The sequence below is a fragment of the Parvularculales bacterium genome, assembly GCA_036881865.1.
Classification (GTDB): Bacteria; Pseudomonadota; Alphaproteobacteria; order JAPOUT01; family JBAJNM01; genus JBAJNM01.
The window spans coordinates 1-12,190 of record JBAJNM010000072.1 but is presented as its reverse complement, the minus strand read 5'-3'; the positions used below and the strand labels follow the sequence as shown (position 1 = coordinate 12,190).

Genomic DNA, 12,190 nt, shown 5'->3' with positions numbered 1-12,190 from the left:
GCACCTGCACCTTCGGGTGCACGAGCAACAACGGCCCCGACCTCGACATGGGCATTACGGCCCCCGCTTCAACCACCACAACAACCCTGACCTGTAAGATGGAACCGCCCCAAACCTGTTCGTGCACGTATGGCTGTACGACGCAGGACGGCGAGTATGTCGCCAACGGTGCAATGATAATGCGTTCAACCACCGCCACGACAAGCCTGACCTGCAGGCCACCCGGTCCCGGTGTCACCTGTTGTAGTTTCACGTCACATTTGACGGCAACAGACACGGCGGCAGAATGGATTATAAACAGACACCATGAGTTCCGTAATCAGGCGGGCTTGCGCACCATCAATAACGAATATGCCGTGGCTCTGGATGCCATGGGAGAGGGCGTGACGATCGGCATTCCCAATAGGGGCTTTGACCATCTCCATTCAGATCTGGGCACGGCAAAATTCAAGGACAATTCTGTTTTGGCTTATGAAGTGGAGGAGTCCGATGTCCCGGCCGAAGCACGGGCTCTCCCGGTAGGCATGTCTCCCACCATCCATGAGGCCGCCGCCGGCGCATTGCATAAAAATATTATAGACGGGACAAACCTGAAATATGCCTGCCCTGCTGAAGGGTTTGGGTTACCACGCCCTAATCCTGGCCTTGAGGCCTTGCTGCGTGATAACTGCCAGAGCGATAAAACCTACATACGGCAACCCGACCCGGATAATGCGGGTGCATATCTCTATTGGGAAATACCCGAAATTCTTAGTAGTGGAGCGTTCAGTACGCGCCACGGCACGCCTCTCGCCGCCATAATGGCAGCAAGTGCGGAGGACAGTTTTGAGGAAATCGGGATGATGGGCGTAGCGCCGAAGTCGCGGCTACTGGCTTTAACCATAAAACCATCACTATCTGATGTCCCGGATTATATTGACTTTATGGTCCCTACCTCTCAGGTGTTAATGTTTGGTTTTTCTGGCAACAGCATGATTCATCTCCGGAGTGAAACCGAAGTGCGTGCGCATAGCACATACTCCCGGGTTATAAACTCGGCAATGACCGGAACCCTTGCTGCCGGTGAACTGCACGCCAGCGAGAAACCGCTCTATGTCTGGGGGGCGGGAAACTACCATCAAACGGCACTTGCCACCTATACGGATGGTGCCACAACCCCCTTTGAATTGGCCGGCCTGCCCTATCATATTGATGAATTGCGGGGACGCTGGCTGGCCGTCACTGCCGTAACTACAGGGGGCGACGATAGATTTGTTACCCCGCCTACGGTAACCCCCGCCAATGCGCGCATCGCATCTTTCGCTAATCGTTGTGGCGCTCTGCCCGCCGATTGGATAAGCGACAGAAACCACCCCGACTATGCCGGGCGGCATTACTGCATCGCAGCACCGGGCCAGAATATACGTTCGGTAATAGCGGGGGCTCACTACGCGTTTCCGAGGTCCTACTTCAGCGGCTACAGTGGCACATCTAATGCGGCGGCTCATGTCGCCGGGGCTCTTGCCGTCCTGATCGAACACTTTCCTACGCTCTCTCTAAGGGAAGTCGTCATGCGCATGCTGGATAGCGCCAACAACACCGGCACCGAGTTCAGCAAGGTTGCAGTCTACGGAGCCGGCCTGCTTGATATGGAGGCTGCCTTACGACCCATGGGGCAAATACGGGCAACAATGGGCAGCAGTCTGATAGGAGTTTCCCTGCCTCTGGCGGGAAGTCATCTGATCGCCGGGGACGCCTACGGCGATGCCCTCTCTCTGGCCTTTGAAGGACGCACCATGGCGGGTTTTGACGACTATCATGCGCCCTTCCCGCAACTTCTGTCGGATCTGCTTACAACCCCGCGTCCCTTAAGCCTTGCAGGACGGCGCGACCGCCTTGCAGTCTTCGATCTTGAAACGGCGCACCTGACAGATGGCTCCGTTCGCATGATGGGGGAACACGGTATGGCCGCCGTTCTGCCACTTACCGGGGGAGGCAATAATGTGTCAGGGAATAGGGGAGGCTCTCATCTATTTATGTCCCATCAGGCAAGCCACGGCCTGCCTCTGGGATTGCGGGCCATACGGACCGACGGGTCAGGCACCCCCGTCATGACGGCAGATCCCTCGGCCTTTAGCAATCCGTTCCTCGGTCTTGCCGAGCAGGGCGTAACGGTTGGCATGGGGCAACCCTTTGGTGACGGTGTATTACGCATGGCTGCCTTTACCGGCACAGGGCTTATGACCACTGAAGACGGGCTGCCAAACCACAGCACCCGGGGAGAAGCGCATGGTGTGGTGGTGGATTATGCCATAAGTCCTACCGATGATACGTCTCTGTCCCTTGCAATGGGAGCCCTGATGGAGGACGGGCAGATATTGGGTCTGGCCTCAGAGGGAGCGTTTGGTACGCCGCCTCCCGTTCCGGCGCTGTTTAGTGGCCTAACGCTTGCCAGCCGTCTATCCGGGGGGTGGAGTTTTCTGGCTCAGGCTCATGGGGGTATCGCCCGCCCTGAAGCCCCGTCCATAGGTCTGGTCAAGAGTACCTCCCCCGTGATAGCCAGTGCATTTTCGGCGGGCCTGACCGGAAGCAGTATCATGACGCCTGACGACCAACTGAGCTTGATCGTAAGCCAGCCCCTGCGTATTGAAGCGGGAGAGATGGGAATTACCTGGGGGTCGGGCCGCACCATTGGCGGTCAGTTACTTCAGGGTCATGCGGACGTCACTCTTACTCCGTCAGGCCGTGAGATCACCTTTGGTATCGGGTACAGAGCTCCGCTCAGTGACAACATTACCACGGAAATACGCGCCGGAGCAACGCGCCACTCCGGCCATGATGCCACCGCCAGTACCCGGCTCTTCGGCATAGCCAGCGTTGATTACGATTTCTAAACAGGGCAATCCTTTGAGGTTCTTCTTTGAATAGGTGTTAGCACCACCACGAACGGCGGCCTCCGTCATAAGCCCGTGCTAAGCCTCATTTATGAGTTGCTGCCGAAGCGCCGGCGCATGAGCCAATAGACGGCCAATATATGACCCTAAGGAAACTCATAAACCAACAGACTACCCGATACGTCATCAAGACAGTTTATATAACAGTTTTGAGCTGCCCTAATCAAAACGTCCAATTAGAAAGTTAGTTTATGATCGATCTGGAGTCAGTTTGGGTCACATCTTCACCAACATTCAGGGTGGACCAAATAATTGGGGGCAGATCAGTATCCATTTCGGTTCAATCACTGTTCGGCCGGGGTTTATGTATCAGCTAACTTTTTAAGCACGCCGTGGTTATCACGATTAAACGCCCTCAGTGCCGCCATTTGCTCTGCGAACTCAGGGTCGTTAGTACTGAGATCAACATCCTCCGGAGTTTCCGTCACACTAGAACTATCGCCCCTGTCAAGGATTATCATGCTGTTTAAAACCATCGTGAAGGAACTGGCACTGTGAAATTGCGCCCGGCAACACATGTTACCGGTGATTTTTCAAGAAAACACTATACTTTTCCAAAAAGAACAAAAGTTCTAAAATTATTTACTTGACTCTAATAAAAGAGAGATTAGCCTAATTTTTAAAGGAGGTCAAAATGGACCTCAAAGGAAGAACAGCATAATGGCCGCCGCCACCCCGGTACAGAGGGTGGCAACAGGCCGGTTTTTTAAGAGAATCTCTGGGGTTCATAACCGGCCGGTAAAGTTTTTTGTTATCTCTACCCCCTTAATAGTCCTTCTGGCGGCATGTTCAGGAGGCGGTGGAGGATTACCGGCTCCTTCATCTCCCTGGATTCAGGAACCGGGACCGGCAAATATAGCGAAACCCCCAACGGCAACGGACCCGCCGGATGGCGGAGAAGACGACACACCGGATGAAAAGGATGGGGATGACGGCGGAGACAATGGCTCTGATGTTACGTCCGGCGAGGGCCCTGTTGCCATAGATATTAATAATCCGGGCGGAAACAATCCCGGAGCAAATCCTACAACCGGTGGCAACAATCCGAACCCTGAAAAACCGGTAACGCCAATGAAGCCGGAACAGCCCCCTCCGGGAACAAACCCGCCGGCCCCGCCTCAGGTACCTCCCGGATCAACACCTGACATTCCTACGGGAATGCCTGTCACGGTTCCGACCGGTATTACCGACGGCTACAGCAGATGTCTGGGGGCCAGATATTCCGTTACGACGGATCAGGCAGGCCCGGATAAGCCTGTCATCGGTTTTGTCATAGAGGGGGTCGCCCGTTTTGCCCATAAGGTAGAAGACGATCTGGATAGTTACGGTAGGCGTCTTCACATCGTCGCCGGCGGAAATCAGGGAGAAGATATGCGCCGTGTAGCCCATGAATGTCTGGCTCCGCGCACCAACCATCATTACTACGAGATTTTCAACGGGATAACACCTGAAGGGCCGGACCTGTCAGGGACGGTGGCAAAAACGGATCAGGCCCTGAGGGCCTCAGATGCACAAAAGGGAGCCGATGTCATCGCCGTAGTTCATCCGGTCGAGGACAGGGACAAGTTTTTCACCACCGGTGATGCAAAGGCTACGGCCGGATGCCGGGCCCTTCTTGTGATGCCGGCCGGTATCACCGTTGACGGAGCCGATGAATGTACCCTTTTTGTGGGAGTCCTCCCCCTTGACGGGGATGCAACGGAACCGGAAGTGCCGTGCGGGATTTTAAAAGAGAATTGTATTACGGCACCCGGCACATATCCTGTAGCAAGTGTTGACCAGTCAAATATGCCTGAGGGTATCACGGAGTATGTAAGCGGTTCCGGAATGGCGACGGCGGCAACGGGGGCTCTTTTGGCGGCCGTTGCCCGGCGCTGGGATTACCTGACGCCGGAAGCGGTGAGAAATGTCGCACTGCGGTGTGCCGATCAGGCCCGCCCGCCGGGTCAGAGTGACGTTCCGGGAGGAAAGGGGGCGACAACACGGCACGGACGGGGCTATCTGACCATGGCCTGCCTGTTTACGCCGGCAGGAGAGTTGGTCCTTGACCCCGAAAACCTGTTACTTGTCAGAGGTCATGTATCTGTCGCCGGTCTGACAGATGTGGCAAGAATAACGGCCTATGATGACTACGGGCGTGATTTTTCCGTACCTGTTGCCTTTCCGCTTCTGTTGCCTTTGAGTGAAATGCCACGGTTAACTGAAGGCGGGTCTGTATGGCTATATGGCGATGAAAACAGGACCGGTCTGGTTATAGGAAAAGAGACCTGGCAGTTGAACATGGAATATATTGATCCCCTGTCGCCGTTGTCGCCGGTTCGGGGGACAGGATCATTTATTAACGGTTCCATACTGGCCTTATCTGCCCATATAGACTCTGCATACGATCTGACTACGGATATTAAGGCCTTCGGAGGAGTATCATGCCGTTACGAACACATGCTTCCGGAAACAGGGTCATTGCTCAGAGCCTATGATGCAGCCCTCTGTAATCTTCGTAGCGGGCTGAATATGGCTCTGGGGCGGGGATGGACCGCTTCAGTCAATGCAAGCATCATAAGTCCCCGGACTGGCCGCGTAAGGCTTGCCGGACGGTCTATACCCCTTGGCGGGAATATTTTAACGGAAGCACAGGCATCGCTCGTGCTGGAATTCTGATACATTTCGAATGAAGCGGAGGGAGACACTGCTGAGTGTTAATTCAGGATACTGTTTTGAATCCCAATTTTGCCTCATCCGGTCCTTTTCCGGAAAAGGTTCATTATCGGCAAATGACAGTTGACTAACTTGCAGGGTGGACCGGTTAAATGGAAGAGGGTCAGTTTATTGCTCTATTCTGATGTTAGTGAAGATGCTGCCAAAACCGTGCCTGTTGATGGGAGCACAGGTGAAAAAAGGCACAAAATAAATACCGGTTGATGATAGACTTTTATTGCCTCCGGTCACGATGGCGGATGTTGAATCCGCTTTCAAAGATGGAGCAGATATCAATGACAGTAAGGTGTATAAATCCCCATATTTTCTATAGACTCTTGGCCAACAATTCGGCATTAATCTTCTATGAGCACAGCAACCACCACACCCCTGCCACAACGCATCGCTACCCGTGAACTCATTATTGAAGGGACCATTGAATTAATAAATTTGCGTGGGACCAATATCGGCATCAGACAAATTGTCGAACATACCAACACCAGCTCTGGCAGCTTCTACTACTACTTTAATAATTTCTCTGAAATTGTTCTTGCAATCGTCAATCAATTGCGTTCGGAATTAGCCGAAGTATTGAAACTACCCTTGTTCGGACCGATCCATCCGGTGCAGGCCGTTGGCTATTATACCGGCGGGGCGTCCTTGCTATGGCGCTATCGTTCTATTATATCGGCAGGGCGTGAACTCTCACATCTCTCGACCGAACTGGCAAACGGATTTCGGGACCTTAACAAAGAGGGCTTTATGGGGATCCGCCTGATTCTCGAAAATCTTCTCGAACACAATCCCGGTCCGACGGCAATAGATCAGGAATCGCGTGACCGACTGGCAGAGAGTTTGTGGGTGTTATCGAGCGCATGGCCGCGTTATGAGGACACCATAAACGAACCCGGTCAGACAACCCCGCATGACATCGCTGAAGGACTGCAACAGTGCGCCTTCATGTTGGTGCCCTATGTAGACAAGAATTTAATCACGCAGGTTAATGACGGGTTGAAGAAATATATCTCTGCTCTGGAATAGACAGGTGCTCTACCCCCTATAATTTAGGGAACTATAACCCTGTGTACGCAAATGGCCTGAAAATCTCATTTATAGAAGGTCTAAAAGATATTGCTTTCCCCCAATAAATGGAAAAAAGAATGGGGCCGCCCGTAGGCAGCCCCATCAATTTTGCAAATTCTTACTTGTTAATCCTAGACACAAGAATTGCTTATTCCCAATGAAGGTAGATTAAGCAATAATCAAAAACTAGGCAATAGTTAAGTGTCGTGGCAAGAAGAAATATAATTGGAGAGTGCGATGGATTACCGTCTTGGCTTGGATGTCGGTACTAACTCACTGGGTTGGAGCGTTCTGGAGGTTGGTGCAAATGGCACGCCCGTTGCTATTAAAGCTGCCGGTTCTCGGATTTTTTCTGACGGACGGGACAACCAATCAAAATCTACGCTTGCGGCTGACCGGCGCGAGGCGCGATCATCTCGACGGCGGCACGACCGCTATAAACAGCGCCGCACCTATTTGCTGAAAGCACTGACCGGGGTCGGGTTATTCCCCGCCGAGACTGATGGTGTCGCACGTCAGGCACTACAAAAACTGAACCCGTTAGAATTACGCGCCCGCCTGCTGAGCGATAAAGCGGGTGATATTCTGAACGATCTGAAAACCCGGGGCGATTCTGCATCTGACGCTCTCAATGCGGCAAGCGGGTTGAAGGCGGTTCATCTGGTTGGCCGCGCTCTTTTTCATCTCAACCAGCGCCGCGGATTTCAGAGCAATAGGAAAGATAGGAGTGAGGAAACAACCAACGGTAAGGTTTCCGGCTCGGTACGGTTGTTGATGCAGGAAATGACGTTGATTGCTCCGCCCCTGCCGCAAGAAGAATATAAGGAATTATCAAAAGAAGACAAAAAAGCGGCTCGGCAAGGTGAAGCTGATGCACGCAAAAATGCTCTTGAGAAACTGGCAGATCAAAAAGACCTTACCTACGGCAGTTTTCTATACAGTCGGCAACAGGAGGGTAAGCAGACCCGTGCCCGCCCCGGTGCCGGTGATAATGGCAAACTGTATGACGTCTACCCAAACCGTGAAGTATATAAGGATGAATTCAATAAAATATGGGGTGCGCAATCTGAACATTTTTCTAATGAGATGCGGGATAAAGCGCTTTTCCATAAAATCATTTTCACCCAGCGTCCGCTAAAGCCACAAAAGCTTGGCAAATGCACCTATATGCCTGCCCATGACCGCACCTTCCGCGCCATGCCGAGCTTCCAGCGTTATCGCATGTATCAGGAGGTGAATAGTCTGGGGTGGAATAATGATCAAGGGTATTTCCAAAACGCACCAGATTGTAGCCGCCTGTGGGAAGCTCGTGATGCCATTGTTACTCTTTTGGAGAGGGTGGAAACAAAAAACGGTCAAATCGTCTGGAGTAAAATGAAAAACATCCTCAAACGGATGGATATTGAGGAAGGTAATTTTGAATTCAATTTCGAGAGCGAAAAACGCAAAGGGTTTGATGGAAATCTCACGTCAAACATTATGCAGCGTGAGGATTATGTCGGTTCTGAATGGCATGAGTGGTCTCTGGAAAAACAAGATAATTTTATTGACATCATCATCAACGGAACACCCGAACAACAAAAACGGGACAAGGAATCTGAAGAAGCGCACAAGTCAGGAAAAAGCATATCCGCAGCCAAATCTATTAGAGATGGATCGCAAGACGATAAGGATATCGCAGACTATCTGGTTGAACATTTCAATTTGCCTAAACATTCTGCGGAAAATTGTGTCAATGCCACGCTACAAGACGGCACGGCGCATATATCAAAGGAAGCGGCATGTCTGATGCTGGAAAAAATGCGGGGTGGTATTGAGAAGCATGACGAGGAAACCGGAGAGGTAAAGACCGTTATACCGCTCCAACATGAAGCGGCAGAAAATTGTACTCAGGAGATTGAGGGGTTTGTCACATTTACACGCAAGATGGGTGATGATGGCAAATATGAACCGAGAAATTCTTTACCCTATTACGGTGAAGCGTTTCATGATGGCAGGCACATCATCCCGGGCAACCGAAAACCTGAAGATGAAGGTAATGATCTAAAGTATTACGGTGGCATTACAAATCCGACCGTACATATTGCACTCAACCAGATAAGACAGGTTGTCAATGAATTGATTACCCGTTTCGGGCATCCGCACTCCATTGCCATTGAATTGGGGCGTGAGTTACCGGTAGGCGCAGAAAAACGCAAGGAGATTGAACGCGGGCAAAAGAAGAACCAGAACAAGAACGAGCGGCTTGACAAAATTTTGGGAGAACACGGCCAACGGATAAACCGGGATAATCGGTTGCGGGTGGAATTATGGGAAGAATTGAGTGAAGACCCTGCCGGAAGACGCTGCCCCTTTTCAGGAAAAATTATCGGCATCGCTGACTTATTCAATGGCGAGACCGAGATTGAACACCTTATCCCTTTCTCAATTTCGCTGGATGACAGCCGTGCCAATAAGGTAATTTGCACCCGGGAAGCCAATAGAGATAAGGGTCAGCGTACACCGTTTGATGCGTTCGGCTCTAGCCCATCAGGGTATAATTGGGATGAGATTTTTGAACGTGTCAAAGACCTTGCCAAAGCCAAACAATGGCGATTTCAGGAAACCGCTCTTGATATATGGCGGCGTGACCATGACGATTTCACCAGTCGTCACCTCAATGATACCCGCTATATCGGACGATTGACGCGGGAATACCTTAAAAATATTTGCCATATCGACAGAATTGACGTTCTGACCGGACGGCTTACGGCGTTGTTGCGCGGCCATTGGGGGCTGAACGGTGTGTTGCAAGGCGATAATCTTCCCGAAGACGCACAGCAGAAAAAGAACCGCGATGACCACCGGCATCACGCGGTTGACGCCATCGTCATTGGCATGACCAGCCGAAGTGTATTGCAAAGGGTAGCGAGTGAAGCCAGTAAGCGAGAAACTAACACTCCTAATTTGCATCGCCTCTTCCCGAAAAACGAAGACGGTCACAGTGTTATAGACCCATGGGAGGGTTTTCGTGATGATGTGAAAGAAATCGTCCGCAACATCGTCGTATCACACAAATCCGGGAAGAAAACGCTCAAAAATAATAATATGTTGCCGGGTCAGGATAGTACCAGCGGACAACTTCACAATGACACGGCCTACGGCATTGTGTCCGGTCCGGACAGAAAAGGCCGACACGAAGTAGTGACACGCTGGATGGTTGACAGGTTTAAAAGCCGCGACCATGTAGAAGCCATTCGCGATGATAAATTGCGCGCTGAATTTCTGCACGCTTTTGATGACGCCGTGGGCAGTGGCAAAAAAGGGGATGAAGGTGTTATGAGTTTGGCCAAAGAGAAAGGCATACGTCATTTACGCCGAACAGAAACTTTAAGTGTTATTCCGATCAAAGATAAAAGCGGAAAGATATACAAAGCGTACAAAAGCGACGGTAACTGGGCTACCGAGATTTACGAATATCCGGCAGGCCATGAAGAGGCCGGGATGTGGGAAGAAAGGGTGATTACACGCTTTACGGCCAGTCAAAAGGGCTTCCGGCCCGGTGTGACCAAACGGCCTCATCCAGCCGCTCGCCTTATCATGCGGTTACAGAAAGATGACTGTATTGAAATTGAAGAAAATGGCGTGAAAAGGTTGCTGCGGTTGCAGGTAACAACTCCCGGAACACTGTCTTTTGCTCCCCTTAACGAAGCCAACGTAGATGCCCGCGACCGTGATAAGAAGAATAAAGAGTTTTCATATTTCAGAAAGGCTCCCGGTAAATTGCGGGAACTCAAAGCCCGCAAGGTTCACGTTAGCCCAACGGGGCAAGTGAGCTATGAAAAGCGCCGCAAGAATGGTTAACCCATGGTCGGGCAGATAGTTGAGATCACCGATCCCGGCCACTGGCTGAACAAGCATCGTGGTTTTCTGGAAGTACGCCATGATGGCGAGAAATTGGGGCAGGTTCCTCTGGATGATATTGCCGCCATCATCATTTCCGTTCCGGGCTGTTCTGTTTCCACCAATTTGCTTGACCATCTGGCGCAACGCAATGTGCCGGTTGTCACCTGCGGGCAGAATTATTTGCCCAGTACATGGACGCTACCCGTGCAGGGGTATAACAGGCAATTTCAGGTGATGCGGGCGCAAGCAACGCTTTCTGAGCCCAAGCGTAAACGTGCTTGGCAAACCATCGTTAAAGCGAAAATCACCAATCAGGCCGAAGTGCTTTCGCGGGCCGGTAAGTCCGATGTGCGGCTAAAGCGGTTAGCCGACAATGTGCGCTCCGGTGATCCGGACAATTGTGAAGCGCAAGCGGCCCGTGCCTATTGGCAGGAATTATTTGGCTCTGATTTTCGCCGCAATCGTGATGCGCCGGGGCTCAACGTCGTGCTGAATTATGCCTATACGGTCGTTCGTGCCGGTGTCGCACGGGGTTTGGTGGGAGCTGGACTACACCCCAGTTTCAGCCTGCATCACAAAAACCCGCAAAACCCCCTCAATCTGGTGGATGATGTGATGGAGCCATTTCGCCCGATTGCCGACTACCTTATCTATAAAAAAAATTATGATGACATTGGCGACTTAAACGTTGAAATAAAATCAGACCTCGCATCATTGATGACACTTTCCTTGCCTGTTGCCGGGGAGATTTCTCCACTGTCACAAGTTGCCGTGCGTGTCAGTCGCTCTTTGGCCGCCTATTATATGGGTGAAGCCGATACACTATTGATGCCGGTTCTGCCTGACCCATTGGAAATAGCGGCGTTGTGACCCGCCGTCACCTCAGCCCCTATCGCATCATGTGGCTTTTCGTCATGTTTGATTTACCGGTCGGTACCAGGAAAGAGCGTAAACAAGCAACTGGCTTTCGCAATCATTTGCTGGATCTCGGCTTTGAGATGTCGCAATTCTCAATCTACTTGAAATATTGCGCCTCCGGCGAAAAGGCCGATGCCGTTGGTGGGCAAATTCAGCAACAATTGCCCCCCGGTGGAAAAATTGATATTCTGACAATAACCGATAAGCAGTTTGCAAATATGAGGCGTTTTTACGCCAAGGGGCGAATCAAAAATGAGATCAAACCCTCCCAATTGCGCCTTTTTTGATGTGGTTTTGCCGCTCACCGAACGGCAAAACCACTTGAAAATCAAAACCTTACGCAACTCCTAGCTTAGCAAATGGGAATAAGCAGGTCTAGGACAACTTTAGCGTCGCGCCATTCTTTACGTGTTTCAGCTTAGCAAATGGGAATAAGCAGGTCTAGGACAACCAAAATCGGCGGGGATATACCAACGCTTGCAGCTTAGCAAATGGGAATAAGCAGGTCTAGGACAACTTGATAAACTATATCGTGTTGACCTCATGCAAGCTTAGCAAATGGGAATAAGCAGGTCTAGGACAACCTTCGTAGATAATGATATTGATAATCTACAAGCTTAGCAAATGGGAATAAGCAGGTCTAGGACAACGTCCTAACCCTATTACTGTCAACTGTG

General features: G+C 51.2%; 7 protein-coding genes and 1 CRISPR repeat array. Of the genes, 6 read left to right on the top strand and 1 reads right to left on the bottom strand.

Annotated elements, in window-relative coordinates; genetic code table 11:
• Nucleotides 1-2,873 (top strand): S8 family serine peptidase (locus tag V6Z81_10490; protein MEG9862893.1); only part of this gene is annotated, 2,873 nt, incomplete at its 5' end.
• A gap of 362 nt (nucleotides 2,874-3,235) precedes the next feature.
• Here V6Z81_10490 and V6Z81_10485 read toward each other — a convergent pair.
• A complete protein-coding gene (locus V6Z81_10485; GenBank protein ID MEG9862892.1) occupies nucleotides 3,236-3,361 on the bottom strand; it encodes a hypothetical protein in 126 nt (41 codons plus the stop codon).
• Between the two features lie 232 nt (nucleotides 3,362-3,593).
• On the opposite strand from V6Z81_10485, the gene V6Z81_10480 reads away from it, so the two are divergent.
• The 5 genes from V6Z81_10480 (at nucleotide 3,594) to cas2 (ending at nucleotide 11,800) form a co-directional block, all read left to right on the top strand.
• A complete protein-coding gene (locus V6Z81_10480) occupies nucleotides 3,594-5,591 on the top strand; it encodes a hypothetical protein (protein ID MEG9862891.1) in 1,998 nt (665 codons plus the stop codon).
• Between the two features lie 402 nt (nucleotides 5,592-5,993).
• Complete coding sequence (locus V6Z81_10475) at nucleotides 5,994-6,668, top strand: TetR/AcrR family transcriptional regulator (GenBank protein ID MEG9862890.1); 675 nt, start codon at nucleotides 5,994-5,996, stop codon at nucleotides 6,666-6,668.
• 279 nt (nucleotides 6,669-6,947) lie between these two features.
• Nucleotides 6,948-10,553, top strand: a complete 3,606-nt coding sequence (gene cas9 / locus V6Z81_10470; GenBank protein MEG9862889.1) for a type II CRISPR RNA-guided endonuclease Cas9 — start codon at nucleotides 6,948-6,950, stop codon at nucleotides 10,551-10,553.
• A gap of 3 nt (nucleotides 10,554-10,556) precedes the next feature.
• A complete protein-coding gene (gene cas1 / locus V6Z81_10465; GenBank protein ID MEG9862888.1) occupies nucleotides 10,557-11,465 on the top strand; it encodes a type II CRISPR-associated endonuclease Cas1 in 909 nt (302 codons plus the stop codon).
• Entirely contained in the window at nucleotides 11,462-11,800 is a 339-nt protein-coding gene (cas2, locus tag V6Z81_10460) for a CRISPR-associated endonuclease Cas2 (protein ID MEG9862887.1), read from the top strand. The genes cas1 and cas2 overlap by 4 nt, the downstream gene beginning before the upstream one ends.
• A gap of 62 nt (nucleotides 11,801-11,862) precedes the next feature.
• A CRISPR array of direct repeats spans nucleotides 11,863-12,163; the repeat unit is 36 nt; unit sequence AGCTTAGCAAATGGGAATAAGCAGGTCTAGGACAAC.
• Between the last annotated feature and the right edge of the window lie 27 nt (nucleotides 12,164-12,190).